The organism is Streptomyces sp. NPDC043996 (assembly GCF_056435225.1).
On sequence record NZ_JBWKEY010000013.1, the window covers coordinates 178,747 to 193,757 of the forward strand.

The window sequence follows — 15,011 nt, forward strand, 5'->3', positions numbered from 1 at the left end:
GATAACGACGGCCACCGAAGCCACCGCCGCAGAGGCCCCCGCAGCACCCCGTACGCTGGCCACACCCACCCCACCTCCCTCCGAAGGAGACCCCGTGCTGGTCCTGCTCCCCCCGTCCGAGGGAAAGGCCCCCTCCGGCCGCGGCGCGCCGCTCAAGGCGGAGTCGCTGTCCCTGCCGGGGCTCGCCGAGGCGCGCGCCACCGTCCTGGACGAGCTGGTCGAGCTGTGCGCCGGTGACGAGGAGAAGGCGCGCGATGTCCTCGGGCTCAGCGAGGGCCTGCGCGCCGAGGTCGCGAAGAACGCGGGGCTGCGGACGGCGGGGGCGCGGCCCGCCGGTGAGATCTACACGGGCGTGCTGTACGACGCGCTCGACCTGGCCTCGCTCGACGCCGCCGCCAAGCGGCGCGCCGCGCGGTCGCTGCTGGTGTTCTCCGGGCTGTGGGGCGCGGTCTCCGTCGCCGACCGGATTCCGTCGTACCGCTGCTCGATGGGCGTCAAGCTGCCCGGCGTCGGCGCGCTCGCCGCGCACTGGCGGGCGCCGATGGCGTCGGTCCTGCCGGAGGCCGCCGGGGACGGGCTCGTACTGGACCTGCGGTCTGCGGCGTACGCGGCCGCGTGGAAGCCCAAGGGCGAGCTCGCGGGGCGGACGGCGACGGTGCGGGTGCTGCACGCGCGGACGGTCGACGGCGTGGAGCGGCGCTCCGTCGTCTCCCACTTCAACAAGGCCACCAAGGGGCGCGTGGTGCGGTCGCTCCTGCAGGCGGGGACCGCGCCCGCCTCGCCCGCCGATCTCGTGGAGGCGCTGCGCGGGCTCGGGTACGTGGTGGAGGCGGACGCCCCCGCGAAGTCGGGCCGCGCGTGGGCGCTGGACGTGGTGGTCCGCGACATCCACTGACCCCACCCCCCGGCGGTGTTGCGGAGGGTGCAATGGGCTTTGCGGAGGGTGCGGCGGGCCGGGCACGATGCCCGTATGGAAACCCCCGCCGCCAAGGCCTCCGTCCTTGACCTCGCCCCCGTCGTCCCCGTAGTGGTCGTGGACACCGTCCAGCAGGCCGTCCCGCTCGCGCGTGCGCTCGTAGCGGGGGGCCTGCCCGCGATCGAGGTCACGCTGCGGACGCCCGTCGCGCTCGACGCGATCCGGGCGATCGCCGCCGACGTCCCGGACGCCGTGGTCGGCGCGGGCACGGTCATCTCGGCGGAGCACGTCAAGGACGCGGTGGACGCGGGCGCCCGCTTCCTGGTCAGCCCGGGCTGGACGGACTCGCTCCTGGACGCGATGAAGGGCTCGGGGGTGCCGTTCCTGCCGGGCGTCTCGACGGCGTCGGAGGTCGTGGCGCTCCTGGAGCGCGGCGTACGCGAGATGAAGTTCTTCCCGGCGGAGGCCGCCGGGGGCACCGCGTATCTGAAGTCGCTCGCGGGCCCGCTCCCGCAGGCCCGGTTCTGCCCGACGGGCGGCGTCAGCGCGGCGTCCGCGCCCTCGTACCTGAACCTCGCGAACGTCGGCTGTGTGGGCGGCAGTTGGATGCTGCCCGCCGACGCGGTCGCGGCCGGGGACTGGGCGCGGGTGGAGTCCCTGGCGCGCGAGGCGGCGGCGCTGCGCTAGGGCCCTGGGGCGGGGGCCCGGTCAGCGCAGGTGCGCGGTGTCGTTCAGGAGCCGCACGCTGGCGTTGCCGTCCGCGTAGTACGCCACGGCCGACACCGAAGCCGCCGACAGCTCCATGCGGAACAGCGCCTCGGGCGGCGCGCCGAGCGCGAGCCGTACGAGGGTCTTGATGGGCGTGACGTGCGTGACGAGCAGGACCGTACGGCCCGCGTACGCGGCCAGGAGCTTGTCGCGCGCCGCCGACACGCGGGCCGTCACCTCCGCGAAGGACTCCCCGCCGGGCGGGGCGACGTTCGGCGAGGCGAGCCACGCGGTGAGCTCTTCGGGGTAGCGCTCGCGGGCCTCGGCGAAGGTGAGGCCCTCCCAGGCGCCGAAGTCCGTCTCGCGCAGGCCCGCTTCGATGTGGACGTCGAGGCCGATCCTGGCGGCGACGGTGCGGGCGGTCTCCTGGCAGCGCAGCAGCGGCGAGGAGACCACGGCCTGCACGGTGCCGCGCGCGGCGAGCGCGGCGGCGACGCGGACGGCCTGCTCGCGGCCCGCGTCCGACAGGGACGGGTCGCTGCCGCCGCTGCCGGAGAACCGCTTCTGGGGGGTCAGCGGGGTCTCGCCGTGGCGCAGGAGCACGAAGGTCGCGGGGGCGCCCAGGTCGGCGGGCGCGGCCCAGCCGACGGGCGGCGCCGCGGGGGCCGCGCCCCCGGCCGCCCCGGCCGCCACGGACAGCGCGGCCCGCGCGTCGGCCGCGTCGGCCTCCGCCGGGCGGGGCCCGCCCGCGCCCACGCCGATGGCGGCACCGGCCTCCGCGCCGTCGTCGACGCCGCCCCCGGCCTCGCCGTCGGCGGCCCGGGACCCAGCGCCCTCCGCTCCGGCCGCCACGTCCGAACCGGCGACGGCCGCACCGGAACCAGCCCTGGCGGCCGCACCGGAACCAAGCCCGGCGGCGCCCGTCCCCGCCGCCGAGGCGGCAGCCGTGCCAGCGCGCCCGGAGGGGGCGGCACCCGCGCCGTACGCCGCGGCCGTGCCGGATGTCGCGGCCGTGCCTCCGGCCAGCGCCGCCCGGGCCTTCGCCGCGCCCGCGGCCGCGTCGCCGGGAGGCCCGGCGGGTGCGGTGTCCGCGGCGGCGCGGGAGCGCAGGTCCGCCGTCGACTCCGACGGCGACCAGGCCTCACCGCGCTTGCCCGCGTCCATCGCCTCGTTCGCCAGGCGGTCCGCGTGCTTGTTCTTCTCGCGCGGGATCCACTCGTAGGTGATCTGCGCGGGGGGCAGGACCTTGGCCGCCTCGGCGGCCAGCGGCCTCATGTCGGGGTGCTTGATCTTCCAGCGGCCCGACATCTGCTCGACGACGAGCTTGGAGTCCATGCGGACGCGGACGACCGCCGCGGGGTCGAGGTCACGGGCCGCCCTGAGGCCCGCGATCAGGCCCTTGTACTCGGCGACGTTGTTCGTGGCGACGCCCACGTACTCCGCGGTCTCCGCCAGCGTCTCGCCGGAGGCCGCGTCGATGACGACCGCGCCGTAGCCCGCGGGTCCCGGGTTGCCCCGGGAGCCGCCGTCGGCCTCGACGATGAACTCCCGCACCGCCGCCGCCCTTACAGGCCGGACTCGGAGGTACGCACCAGGATGCGGCTGCAGTTCTCGCAGCGGACGACCGTGTCGGGCGACGCCGCCTTGATCTCGTTCACCTCGGTGATGTCGAGCTCCAGGCGGCAGCCCTCGCAGCGGCGCTGGTTGAGCTTGGCCGCGCCGATGCCGCCCTGCTTCAGGCGCAGCTTGTCGTACAGCTTGAGCAGGTCGGCGGGGACGGCGCCCGCGACGACCTCGCGGTCCTTGGTGACCGTGGCGGCCTCGCGGTCGAGCTCGTCCTGCGCGGCGTCCCTGCGGCCCGTCGCGTCGTCGACCTTGGACTGGACGGAGGCGACCCGCTCGGTCAGCTCCGCGACCCGCTCCTGCGCGGACTCGCGGCGCTCCATGACCTCGAGGACGACGTCCTCCAGGTCGCCCTGGCGCTTGGCGAGGGAGGTGATCTCCTTCTGGAGGTTCTCCAGGTCCTTGGGCGAGGTGACGGCGCCGGAGTCCAGGCGCTGCTGGTCGCGGGCGGCGCGCTGGCGCACCTGGTCCACGTCCTGCTCGGCCTTGGTCTGCTCGCGGGCGCAGTCGCTGTCCTCGGTCTGCGCGGCGACGAGCAGGTCGCGCAGCTGCGTGAGGTCCTTCGTCAGGGAGTCGATCTCGGCGTGCTCGGGCAGCGACTTGCGCTTGTGCGCGAGCTGCGCGAGACGCACGTCCAGGGCCTGGACGTCGAGAAGGCGGATCTGGTCGGCGGGCGCGGCGTTCAGTTGGGGGCTCCAAGGTTGTTGGCGGTTGCTGGGGACGACGCCGCGTGGGCGGTCCAGGGGTCGGTGACCGTCTTCGAGACGTGGACGCGAAGGCCCCATCCGTGCCGGTCGGAGATCTCGTCGAGCTGGGCGGCGGCCAGCTCGCACCAGGGCCACTCGGTGGCCCAGTGCGCGGCGTCGAGCAGCGCGAGGGGCGCCTGGGCGCGGGCCTCCGACACCGGGTGGTGGCGCAGGTCGGCGGTGAGGAAGGCGTCGACGCCCGCGGCGCGCACGGCGTCGAAGAGGCTGTCGCCGGAGCCGCCGCTGACGGCGACGGTGCGGACCGGCCGCTCCGGGTCGCCCGCGACGCGGATGCCCTGCGCGGTGGCGGGCAGCCGCCGCGCGGCGAGCTCGGCGAACTCGGCGACGGTCAGGGGGTGTTCGAGCTCGCAGATCCGGCCGAGGCCGCGCCGCCCGTGCTCGTCCGTCGCGTCCGGTACGAGGGGGCGCACGACGCGCAGGCCGAGGGCGCCCGCGAGGGCGTCGGAGACGCCCGGGTCGGCGGTGTCGGCGTTGGTGTGCGCGACGTGCAGCGCGATGTCGTGCTTGATCAGGTCGTGGACGACCCGGCCCTTGAAGGTCGAGGCCGCGACGGTCGTCGTCCCGCGCAGATAGAGCGGGTGGTGAGTGACGAGCAGGCCCGCCCCGAGCCGCACGGCCTCGTCGACGACGTCCTGGACGGGGTCGACCGCGAACAGGACGCGGGAGACCTCCAGGTCCGGGTCGCCGCAGACCGTGCCGACCGCGTCCCACTGCTCGGCCCGCTCCGCGGGCCACAGGGCGTCGAGGGCGGCGATGACTTCAGACAGACGGGGCACGGAGAAAGGCTACCTTCCCGCCCCGCCCCTTTGACCATGGGCTACGGACAGCTACTGGCCGGTTACGGGCGCGACCCCGGGCCGCCCGCGCACCGGCCACCGGCCGCCGCTACTTGACGAGGTGCTTCCTGAGGTCGTCCAGGACCGAGTCCGCCGCCGTCACGCCGAGGCCCAGGTACCAGGTCTCGTCCGGGACGTTCTTGGCCTGACCCTTGCGGACCGCGTCGAGCTTCTTCCACAGCGGGTTCCCCTCGGCCTGCGCGCGGCCGGTCTTCTTGGGGTCGCCGTAGACGCCCGTGAAGATCCAGTCGGCGTCGGCGTCGTCGATCCGCTCCGGGCTGACCTCCGTGGCGAGGTCGTTGACCTGCTGGTTCTTCGGGCGCGGCAGGCCCGCGTCCGCGAGGATGGTGCCGATGAACGAGGCCTTCGCGTACAGCCGGATCCGGTCCGGCATGTAGCGCAGCATGGTGACGGTCGGCTTCTTGGCACCCTTGCCGTCCTTGCCGTCCTCGCCCGCCTTGGCGCCGATGTCCTCGCCGAGGGCCTTCGCCTTCTTCTCGTACGCGCCGAGCTTGGCCTTGGCCTCGGCCGTCCGGTCCAGGGCGGCGGCGTTGAGGAGGTAGTTCTCCTTCCAGGTGAAGCCGGGGCGCACGGAGAACACGGTCGGGGCGATCTTGGAGAGCTGCGGGTAGAGCTTGGCGGCGCGCAGCTCGCTGCCGAGGATCAGGTCGGGCTTGAGGCCCGCGATCGCCTCCAGGTTGAGGGCGTTGATGGTGCCGATGTCCTTGGGGTCGCCCGCGGCCTTCCTCAGGTAGCCGGGGACGCCGTCGTCGCCCTCGGTGGGGGCGTAGCCGACGGGCTTGACGCCGAGGGAGACGACGTTGTCCAGCTCGCCGACGTCCAGGACGACGACGCGCTTCGGCCGCTGCTTCAGCTCGGTCTCGCCCCTGGCGTGCTCGATGGTGCGCGGGAACTGGCCCGGCTTGGCCGTGGTGCCCATCTTCGCGGTCATCTCGGCGGCCTTGGTGAAGTCCTCGCCGCCCTGCGCGACGGCCTTGCTGCCGCTGCCGGAGCCGTCCTTCTTCTCACCGTCGCCGCCGGAGCCGCAGGCCGACAGGGCGAGCGCCCCGGCCACGGCGAGGGCGACGGCGGCGGTACCGCGGGCGGGGCGTCGGCGGCGTACGGACATGGGGTGCTCCAGGGGGCGTGCGGGGGGGTGCCGGGCGCACCGGGCACACCAGGCACACCAGACCGTGAAAGTTAGGTATGCCTCACCTTAGCCGCTCCCCATCGAGCACACTCACCCCCGCCTTCTCAGGCGAATCGGGACATCGCCACACGTACGCGTGAAGCGTCGTGCCTCGGATGCCACGCCAGTACGTGCGAAAACTAGCGTCGCGAGCGGAGGTGACCCCAGATGACAGCCCCTGTGGCCGAACCCTCACCGGTGCCCCCGCCCCCGCCGCCGCCCGGCCCCGCGAAGGCCCCCGGCTCCGGACGGACGACCCGGCGTGTCGCGGTGCCGGGCGGCGGGACGGTGCTGGTGCCCGCCCCCGCGGAACCCGTGGAGCCCGCAGAGCCCGTGGCGCCCGCAGAGCCAGCGGCACCCGCGGCTCCGGCGGAACCCGCGGCCCCGACCGCCCCCGCGGCCGCCCCGCCCCGCGCCGCGCGCCCCGCCCCGGCCCCCGTCGCCCCGCCGCTCGTCCTCACCGCCGACGGCTCCTACGCCGCCCGGCTCACCCACACCCACGGCTCCTGGTACCCCGAGCGCTGGACGCTCGGCTCCCCCGAGCCGTACGCCGTGCCGCTGCCCGGCCACCAGCCCGAGGAGCCCGGCACCGGCGTGCACCCCATGGCCGACGGCCGCGTCCTGGTGCACCGCCGGGCGGCCGGGCGCCATGTCTTCGCGCTCGTCTACCCCACCGGGCCCGGCACCGGCGAGGTGCAGCTCGGCGGAGTGGAGTGCGGCGAGGCGCAGTTCACGCTCCTGCCGCCCGCGCCGCGCGGCTCCCACGCGTACGCCCTCGCGGCCACCGACCGCTCCACGGCGGTGTGGCTGGTGGCGGGCGGCTCCTTCGGCCCCGAGCACCTCGCGGAGATCCCCGGCCGCTGCACGGGCGGCGTCTGGCTCGACCGCACGAACCGCATGCTGGCCCTCGACCGCGAACTCGAAGGACTGACCAAGACGGTGGCGGTGGACCTGGAGCGCGGCGGCGAGGTGACGCCCCTGCTCCAGATCGCGGCCGCCAGCGACGACCGGCTGCTGCTCGCCGACGCCGACAGCGGGCTGCTCCTCATCCGCTCCGACGCTCCCGGCGAACCCCGCGTCGGCTGGGGCGTGTTGGGCGGTTCGCTCCCGGTCCGCTTCCCCGAGTGCCTGCGCCTGCCGGGGCGCCCGGTCACGCCGTTCGCGATCCAGCCGGGCCAGGTCCTCACCCCGGAGGCGTGCGCGGTCGCCCTGCTCGTCGACGGCGACGGCGACAGCGACGCCGACAGCGACGGGGGTCGCCCCGGGCTGTGCGCCTGGCGCCCCGCCGACCGGCGGGTCCACCATCTCGCCCCGCCGCAGGGGTGGTTGGCCGGGGTCGGCCGCTGGACGCCCGAGGGCGTGCTGAGGCTGCCGTACGCCGACGCGGTGGTGCCGTGCGGCGTCGCACGGGTCGCGATGCCCGCGGCCGCGCCCCGCCCCGCCGCCGGAACACCGCCGAAGCCCCGGGCGAGCGAGCAGACCGTACCGACCGAGCACGCCGTACGGACCGAGCGGACCGAGCAGGCCGTACAGACCGAGCCGAGCGCCGAGAAGGGCGCCGGGGAGACCGGAGCGCACAGGGCACCCGAGACCGCCGCGCCGGGTGGGGCGCCGCGCGGCGCCGAACGGCCCGGGGGGCGGGGCGGCGCCCCCCGGGTCACCCGTCCGGTACCCCTGCAACAGGCACCACTCGGGGGGCGCCCGGCAGGCCGCTAGACTCGCCCGCCTGTACGAACGATCTTTATTACGGGGTGAGTTTCATGAGGACCGACACCAGCACGGACGCGGTACCGGAGCAGCACGAGACGACCGTGTACGCCGACACCTACGCCTACGCCGACTCCTACGCCGACGGCTACACCGGCGGCGGCCAGGACACCGGACACGGGCGGCACCGGGGGCCCGTGGCCGCGCACGACGAGGAGGGGGCTCCCCGGGGCAGGCACCGCAAGCAGGCCTCCGGCAGCTAGCCGGGGCGTCCGGGGCGGAGCGTCTCACGGGGACGGCTGGGGCGGGCGTGGCCTCACGCCCGCTTCAGCGCGAGGACCTCCGCCGCCGCGAACGTCTCCCCGCGCGGCCGCCCGGCGAAGTACGGCGACAGCGCCTCGTCCAGCTCCGCCGCGCTGAACGCGGCCTTGGCGGCCGTGAACGTGGCGGCCACCCGGGGCCGCTCCACCACCGCCACGATGCCCCCGTGCACGACGAGCAGCTGCCCGTTGACGTGGCCCGCCGCCGGTGTGGCCAGATAGCCCACCAGCGGGGCCACGTGCTCGGGGGCCAGCGGGTCGAGGCCGCCCTCGGCGGGCTCGGCGAAGCCCGCGAACACGTCGGCCGTCATCCGCGTCCGCGCCCGGGGGCAGATCACGTTGGCGGTCACGCCGTACTTGGCGAGCGCGAGCGCCGTGGACGTGGTCAGGCCGACGACACCGCCCTTGGCCGCGGCGTAGTTGGGCTGCCCGGCCGAACCGGCGAGGAACGCCTCGGACGAGGTGTTGACGATCCGGCCGTACACGGGGCCGCCCGCCGCCTTGGAGCGCTCGCGCCAGTGCGCGGACGCGAACCGGGTGGTGTTGAAGTGCCCCTTGAGGTGGACGCGGACCACCGCGTCCCACTCGTCCTCGGACATCGAGAAGATCATCCGGTCCCGCAGGATGCCCGCGTTGTTGACCAGGATGTCGAGCTTGCCGTACACGTCGACGGCCAACTGGACCAGGTCACGGGCCTGTTCGTGGTCCGCGACGTCCCCGGTGTGGGCGACGGCCCTGCCGCCCGCCGCCCGGATCTCGGCGGCGACCTCCTCGGCGGGCCCGGCGGACGCCGCGCCGGAGCCGTCGCGGCCCGGCTGCCCGAAGTCGTTGACGACGACGCTCGCCCCGAGGCGGGCGAGTTCGAGGGCCTCGGCCCGGCCGAGCCCCCGGCCCGCGCCGGTGACGACGGCGGAAAGCCCCTCAAGCGGCACCTGCACGGCCATCCCTCACAACCCCTCACGGTCCGTCACGGTTCGCGTCAGATCTCTATGCAGGTGCGCAGCGCCGCGCCGGTGCGCATCTGTTCCAGGGCCTCGTTGATGTCGCCGAGGCGCACCCGGTGCGTGATCATGCCCGCGAGGTCGACGCGTCCGGCCCGCCACAGCCGGATCGCCCGCTCGTAGGACCGCCGCACGTCCCCGCCGCCGTACAGCGAGGGCAGGATGCGCTTCTCGTCGAAGAACAGCTCGAACATGTTGAACTGGACCTGGTCGTCCATGGCGCCCGCGCCGACCACGCACAGCGTGCCGCCGCGCCGTGTCGCCTCGTACGCGGCGCGGGCCGTCGCGGACTTGCCGACGACCTCGAAGACGTAGTCGAAGCCCTCGCCCGCCGTCGCGCGCTGGCTCGCGTCGGCGAGGCCTTCGGGGGCGACCGCCTCGCTGGCGCCGAAGCGCAGCGCCGCCTCGCGGCGCGCCTCGACCGGGTCGACGGCCACGATGTGGGCCGCGCCCCGCAGCCGCGCGCCCTGGATCACCGAGACGCCGACGCCGCCGCAGCCGATCACCGCGACGGACGACCCTGCGCTCACGTCGGCGGTGTTGAGGGCCGCGCCGAGGCCGGTGGTGACGCCGCAGCCGATGAGCGCCGCGATGTCGAAGGGCACGTCGTCGGGGATGGGCACGGCGCAGGGCGCGTCGACGACGATCTCCTCGGCGAACGTGCCGGTGCCCGCGAAGCCGAAGACGTCTCCTTGCGGGCGCTTGAAGTTGGGCGTGCCCGCGTTCATGAACCCGGCCAGGCACAGCTCGGTCTGCCCGCGCCCGCAGGCCGGGCACTGCCCGCACGCCGGGAGCCAGCACACCAGGACCCGGTCGCCCCGCTGGACGTGGGTGACGCCGTCGCCGACGTCGATGACCTCGCCCGCGCCCTCGTGCCCGGGGACGAACGGGGCGGGCTGCGGCAGCACCCCGTTCATCGCGGACACGTCGGAGTGGCACAGGCCCGTGGCCCGGACGCGGATGCGCACCTTTCCGGGGCCGAAGCCCACGGCCTCGACGTCGTCGAGCACGTCGAGCTTGTCCTGTCCTGTCTCGTGCAGTACGGCTGCGCGCATGGCGGCAGGGCTCCTCTCACACCGGCGGTACGGGGGTGTCAGTCGTGCACCAGTGGTACGTACATCAGTCGTGCTCCACGACGGTGTCGGCGAGCACCGGCGCGCCCTCGCGCTCCACCGCCGTCACCACCGCCTGGACGCGGCCCGGGGACTCCCAGGTGCCGATGCGCAGGGTCTCGCCGGGGAAGACGATCCCGGCGAAGCGGGCGCGGTAGCCGCGCACCCGGGACACATCGCCGCCGAGGACCGTGTCGACGATCGCCTTGAGGGTCATCCCGTACGTGCACAGGCCGTGCAGGATGGGCCGGTCGAAGCCGGCGTGCTTGGCGAACTCGGGGTCGGCGTGCAGGGGGTTCCAGTCGCCAGAGAGGCGGTAGAGGAGCGCCTGGTCCTCGCGGACGGGGCGCTCGACGGTGCGGTCGAAGGGGCGCTCCGGCGGGTCGAGCCGTGCGGAGGGGCCGCGCTCGCCGCCGAAGCCGCCCTCGCCGCGCACGAAGATCTGCGCGTCGCTCGTCCACAGCGGCCCGTCGCCGTCGGCGGCCTCGGCGCGCAGCACGATCACGGCGGCCTTGCCCTTGTCGTGGACGGCGACGACCCGCGAGGTCAGCGTGGCCGTGCCGGTCACCGGGATCGGGCGGTGCGGGGTGAGGCTCTGGGCGCCGTGCAGGACGGCGGCGAGGTCCACGTCGATGCCGGGGGCGGCGAGACCGCCCATGGCGCCCATGCCCGCGCCCGCGACGGTGGCGAAGCTGGGCAGCACGTGCAGCCGGGATTCGAGGGTGTAGCGCAGCTCGTCCGGGTCGGTGGCGGGCCGGCCCGCGCCGAGTCCGAGGTGGTAGAGCTGGACGTCCTTGCGGTCCCAGGCGATCTCCGCGCTGCGGGGCTCGGCGGCCAGGGCCTTGGCTGCGTCGATGGGCATGGGGTCGCGGCTCCTCACGGCGTACGGCACGAGACCCCGGTACGACCGTCCGCACCGTCAGCCGCACCGGGGTCGTCCTGGGCGGCCCGGAGGCGCGTTCCCACCTGCGTACTAGAACGCGTTCTACGGGCTGCGGATCCCTGTATAGCCCAGCGCGCGGAAGTTGGGAAGAGTCCTGACGGTACGTCAGATTGACAGCGCGGCCCGCCCCCACGCCCGCCACCCATGACATTTGTCCTGGTCGATCGGGTACGGATGCGGCTGCCGCCGCCGGGCCCGGCTCCGTACCGTCGAAGGCGGCCCATGAGACCGTCGAAGGACGGCTCGCGAGGGCCACGAGGTCACGGTCCCGCCGAACGGAGAGCACCCCATGTCCTGGAAGCGCGGCGTCAGCCGCCGGTCGCACGCGGTGCGCGAGGCCCGCGCCAGGTGGCGCGAGCAGCGGTGCGAGCACCGGCGGGACGGGCTCGCCTACCCCGGCCCGCCGAACGGCTTCACGCTGCTGCCCTGGCTGCTCATGGGCCTGGGCGCGGTCTCCCATCTGGTCCAGGGCAAGACGCCCGACCCGTGGATCGGCGCCGTCGGCCTGTTCGTCTTCAACTCGCTCTACGTCGCGGTGGCGTTCCGGGCCTTCGACAAGGACAAGCGCGAGGCGCGGGCCACGCTCGCCGCGCTTGCCGCGATGGGGGCGCTCACCCTCGGGCTCGCGGCGGGGTACGGCGGCGGCTGGCTCATGCTCTTCCCGCTGTTCGGCCTCGCCGTCGGCGCCGTCGTGCGGGGCCGCCGCCTCGGCCCGACGGGCCTGGTCCTGAGCGCCGTCGCGGGCGCGGTCGCCGGCCGGTGGGACGGCTGGGGCGGGCTCACCATCGCGTACGGGACGTTCCTGTCGACGATGGTGACGGCGGCGATCCTGTCCCTTGCCGAGGCCGTGCGCGAACTGCGGGCCGCGCGCGAGGAGCTGGCGCGGCGCGCGGTGGCGGAGGAGCGCCTTCGCTTCTCCCGGGACCTGCACGACCTGCTCGGGCACACCCTGTCGGTGATCGTGGTGAAGTCGGAGGCCGCGCGCCGCCTCGCGCCCCGCGATCTGGACGCGGCCCTGGGCCAGGTCGCGGACATCGAGACGGTCGGCAGGCAGGCGCTCACGGAGATCCGCGAGGCCGTCACGGGCTACCGCGAGGCCTCGCTGGCCACCGAGCTCGACCGGGTGCGGGACCTCCTTGACGCCGCCGGGGTGGAGACGGCGGTGCGCCAGTCGGGCCCGTCACCGGCCCCGCAGCCCGCGGCGCTGCTCGGCTGGGTGGTGCGCGAGGCCGTCACGAACGTCGTCCGGCACGCGCGGGCGAGCCGCTGCGTGATCGAGGTGACCGGCACCGCCGAACAGACCCGTCTGGTGATCACCGACGACGGCCGCGGCGTAGGCTCGACCCCGCCCGGCAGCGGGCTGAAGGGCCTGGCCGAACGGATCGCGGCGGCGGGCGGCTCCCTGGACAGCGGGCCGACGCCACGCGGCGGCTTCCGGGTCACCGCGGTGCTGCCGACGACGGAGACCGAGCCCGCGCCCGCGGGGGCGAAGGAGCACACCGCATGATCAGAGTCCTCCTCGCCGAGGACCAGGGCATGATGCGCGGCGCGCTCGCGCTGCTGCTCGGCATGGAGCGGGACATCGAGGTCGTCGCGCAGGTCGCGGCGGGCGACCGGATCGTGGACACCGCGCTGACCGCCCGCCCGGACGTGGCCCTGCTCGACATCGAGCTGCCGGGCCGCAGCGGTCTGGAGGCGGCCGCAGAGCTGCGCGCGGAGTGCCCCGACTGCCGGGTCCTGATCCTCACCACCTTCGGGCGGCCCGGGTATCTGCGGCGCGCGATGGAGGCGGGCGCGGCGGGGTTCCTCGTCAAGGACGGGCCCGTGGAGGAGCTCGCGGAGGCGATCCGGCAGGTGCTGCGGGGTGAGACCGTCATCGATCCCGCGCTCGCCGCGGCGGCCCTGAGCGCCGGGCCGAACCCGCTGACTCCCCGGGAGGCGGAGGCACTGCGGGCCGCGGCGGACGGGGCGACGGTCGCGGATGTGGCGGCGGCGCTGTTCCTGTCGGAGTCCACCGTGCGGAACTATCTGTCGGCGGCCATTGGGAAGACGGGGGCGCGGAATCGGATGGAGGCCGTGCGCGAGGCGCGCCGCCAGGGCTGGCTTTAGCCTTCACCAGGGGTGAGGTGGGCCCGCCGGGGGCTGCGCCCCCAGACCCCCGCTATCGGCCTTCGGCCTCGTCCTCAAACGCCGGACGGGCTGAATCTTCGCGCTGCGCGCTCGTCCTCAAGCGCCGGACGGGCTGGATCGTCGCTGAGCGCCCGTTCTCGAGAGCCGGACAGGCTGGATCGTCGCCGAGCATCCGTTCTCAAACGCCCGACAGGCTAGATCGTCGCTGAACACCCGTTCTCAAGAGCCGGACAGGCTAGATCGTCGCCGAGCACCCGTTCTCAAGAGCCGGACGGGCTGGAATTCGGGTTGCGGGGCATCCACAGGAGTACCACCAGGACCGCCGTCACGAGGAAGGCCGCTCCCCAGAGGAACGCCGTCGCGTAGCCCTCGGCCAGGGCGGTGGGGCCGGGGCGGTGGTCGGTGCGGGCGGCGGCGATGGTGGAGAGGACGGCCAGGCCCAGGGAGCCGCCCATGGTGCGGGACGTGTTGATGAGTCCGGCAACCAGGCCCGCGTCGCCGGGGTCGGCGCCGCTGGTGGCCAGGGAGGCGAGGGGGGTGCCCGCGAGTCCGGCGCCGAGCATCATGAGGATGCCCGGCAGCATGATCGAGGTGACGTACGCGCCGTGGGCGCCGTCGTCGGCGAGCATCCGCCACTGCCAGGCGAAGCCGACGGCGGCGGTCAGGACGCCGATGACGGTGACCGTGCGCGCCCCGGCGACCCGCATCAGGCGCGGCGCCGCCTTGGAGCCCACGACGACGCTCACCGAGCTGGGGATGAGGGCGAGCCCGGCCTCCAGCGGGGTGTAGCCGAGGACGTTCTGCGCGTACAGGGTCATGAAGAACCACATCGCGAACAGGCCCATGCCGCAGACGAACATGGTGGCGTTGGCCGCCGAGACCGACCGCACCCGGAACAGCTTCAGGGGCATGAGGGGCGCCTTGGCGCGGGCCTCGACGGCGAGGAACGCCCCGATCAGGGCGAGCCCGGCGGCGAGGGGCACGAGGGTGGCCGCGGCGCCCCAGCCCTCCACCTCGGTCTGGACGATGCCGTAGGCGAGGGTGGCGATGCCGCCGGTGACGAGGACCGCGCCCGGCACGTCGAGACGGCGGGCGCCGTCCGCGCGGCTCTCGCTGATCCAGCGCAGGGCCGCGCCGAGGACGAGGACGCCGACGGGCACGTTCACCAGGAGCACCCAGCGCCAGGACAGGCCGTCGGTGAGCACGCCGCCGACCAGACCGCCCGCCGCGCCGCCCCCGGCGCCGACGGCCGACCAGGTGGCGATGGCCCGTACCCGCGCGGGCCCCTCGGGCACCGCCGAGGTGAGGATGGTCAGCGTGGACGGCGCGAGGACGGCGGCGCCGAGCCCCTGCACGGCGCGGGCCGCGAGCAGCTGCCAGCCCTCCTGCGCGAGTCCCCCGGCGAGGGAGGCCAGCGTGAACAGGCCGAGCCCCACCAGGAACATCCGCTTGCGCCCGAAGATGTCGCCCGCGCGCCCGCCGAGCAGCATGAACCCGGCGAAGGCGATGGAGTAGGCGTTGACGACCCACTGGAGCCCCGTCGTGCTCAGGCCGAGGTCGCTCCGCATGGACGGCAGCGCCACGTTCACGACGGACACGTCGAGGACGACGAGGAACTGACCGGCGCAGGCGGCGGCCACGACCAGCCAGGTGGGCGCGGCGGCGCGACGGGATATCGGGGCGTCGACGGGGGTTCGCAGCATGGCCTCCATGCTGGCAGCGGGCTGGTGGCCCGTACATCGGAATAAAGGGGGCGGGG

Annotated in this window: 14 protein-coding genes; 6 read left to right on the forward strand and 8 right to left on the reverse strand. The window is 75.0% G+C overall.

Features of this window, described 5'->3' with window-relative positions; all coding sequences use genetic code 11:
* Positions 1-94 precede the first annotated feature (94 nt).
* Together yaaA and eda are read left to right on the forward strand one after the other, a co-directional pair.
* Positions 95-895 (forward strand): peroxide stress protein YaaA, encoded by an 801-nt coding sequence (gene yaaA, locus AC07A4_RS30575; RefSeq protein ID WP_478604751.1) that lies wholly within the window; start codon positions 95-97, stop codon positions 893-895.
* Between the two features lie 75 nt (positions 896-970).
* Entirely contained in the window at positions 971-1,603 is a 633-nt protein-coding gene (gene eda, locus AC07A4_RS30580; protein ID WP_478604753.1) for a bifunctional 4-hydroxy-2-oxoglutarate aldolase/2-dehydro-3-deoxy-phosphogluconate aldolase, read from the forward strand.
* A gap of 21 nt (positions 1,604-1,624) precedes the next feature.
* Here eda and AC07A4_RS30585 read toward each other — a convergent pair whose 3' ends face one another.
* The 4 genes from AC07A4_RS30585 to AC07A4_RS30600 form a co-directional block, all read right to left on the reverse strand.
* Positions 1,625-3,178 (reverse strand): bifunctional RNase H/acid phosphatase, encoded by a 1,554-nt coding sequence (locus tag AC07A4_RS30585; protein WP_478604756.1) that lies wholly within the window; start codon positions 3,176-3,178, stop codon positions 1,625-1,627.
* A gap of 11 nt (positions 3,179-3,189) precedes the next feature.
* Positions 3,190-3,933 (reverse strand): zinc ribbon domain-containing protein, encoded by a 744-nt coding sequence (locus tag AC07A4_RS30590; protein ID WP_478605043.1) that lies wholly within the window; start codon positions 3,931-3,933, stop codon positions 3,190-3,192.
* Positions 3,930-4,790: a Nif3-like dinuclear metal center hexameric protein gene (locus tag AC07A4_RS30595; RefSeq protein WP_478604758.1), complete on the reverse strand. Its 861-nt coding sequence runs from the start codon at positions 4,788-4,790 to the stop codon at positions 3,930-3,932. The genes AC07A4_RS30590 and AC07A4_RS30595 overlap by 4 nt, the downstream gene beginning before the upstream one ends.
* A gap of 109 nt (positions 4,791-4,899) precedes the next feature.
* The gene (locus AC07A4_RS30600) at positions 4,900-5,979 is read right to left on the reverse strand and encodes an ABC transporter substrate-binding protein (protein ID WP_478604760.1); all 1,080 of its coding nucleotides are present in this window, start codon (positions 5,977-5,979) and stop codon (positions 4,900-4,902) included.
* Positions 5,980-6,207: 228 nt separating this feature from the next.
* On the opposite strand from AC07A4_RS30600, the gene AC07A4_RS30605 reads away from it, so the two are divergent.
* Both AC07A4_RS30605 and AC07A4_RS30610 read left to right on the forward strand, forming a co-directional pair.
* Complete coding sequence (locus tag AC07A4_RS30605) at positions 6,208-7,755, forward strand: hypothetical protein (protein WP_478604762.1); 1,548 nt, start codon at positions 6,208-6,210, stop codon at positions 7,753-7,755.
* A gap of 44 nt (positions 7,756-7,799) precedes the next feature.
* The gene (locus AC07A4_RS30610) at positions 7,800-8,009 is read left to right on the forward strand and encodes a hypothetical protein (protein ID WP_478604764.1); all 210 of its coding nucleotides are present in this window, start codon (positions 7,800-7,802) and stop codon (positions 8,007-8,009) included.
* 53 nt (positions 8,010-8,062) lie between these two features.
* Here AC07A4_RS30610 and AC07A4_RS30615 read toward each other — a convergent pair whose 3' ends face one another.
* The 3 genes from AC07A4_RS30615 to AC07A4_RS30625 form a co-directional block, all read right to left on the reverse strand.
* The gene (locus tag AC07A4_RS30615) at positions 8,063-9,010 is read right to left on the reverse strand and encodes a 3-oxoacyl-ACP reductase (RefSeq protein ID WP_478604767.1); all 948 of its coding nucleotides are present in this window, start codon (positions 9,008-9,010) and stop codon (positions 8,063-8,065) included.
* 35 nt (positions 9,011-9,045) lie between these two features.
* The gene (locus AC07A4_RS30620) at positions 9,046-10,122 is read right to left on the reverse strand and encodes a Zn-dependent alcohol dehydrogenase (RefSeq protein ID WP_478604769.1); all 1,077 of its coding nucleotides are present in this window, start codon (positions 10,120-10,122) and stop codon (positions 9,046-9,048) included.
* 64 nt (positions 10,123-10,186) lie between these two features.
* Positions 10,187-11,041, reverse strand: coding sequence for a MaoC/PaaZ C-terminal domain-containing protein (locus tag AC07A4_RS30625; protein ID WP_478604772.1), 855 nt, complete (start codon positions 11,039-11,041; stop codon positions 10,187-10,189).
* Between the two features lie 370 nt (positions 11,042-11,411).
* Between AC07A4_RS30625 and AC07A4_RS30630 the strand changes: the two genes are divergently transcribed.
* Together AC07A4_RS30630 and AC07A4_RS30635 are read left to right on the forward strand one after the other, a co-directional pair.
* On the forward strand, positions 11,412-12,629 hold the full coding sequence (locus tag AC07A4_RS30630) for a sensor histidine kinase (protein WP_478604773.1): 1,218 nt from the start codon (positions 11,412-11,414) through the stop codon (positions 12,627-12,629).
* On the forward strand, positions 12,626-13,231 hold the full coding sequence (locus AC07A4_RS30635; protein WP_478604775.1) for a response regulator transcription factor: 606 nt from the start codon (positions 12,626-12,628) through the stop codon (positions 13,229-13,231). The genes AC07A4_RS30630 and AC07A4_RS30635 overlap by 4 nt, the downstream gene beginning before the upstream one ends.
* Positions 13,232-13,512: 281 nt before the next feature.
* Here AC07A4_RS30635 and AC07A4_RS30640 read toward each other — a convergent pair whose 3' ends face one another.
* Positions 13,513-14,955: an MFS transporter gene (locus tag AC07A4_RS30640; RefSeq protein ID WP_478604777.1), complete on the reverse strand. Its 1,443-nt coding sequence runs from the start codon at positions 14,953-14,955 to the stop codon at positions 13,513-13,515.
* Positions 14,956-15,011: the final 56 nt, after the last annotated feature.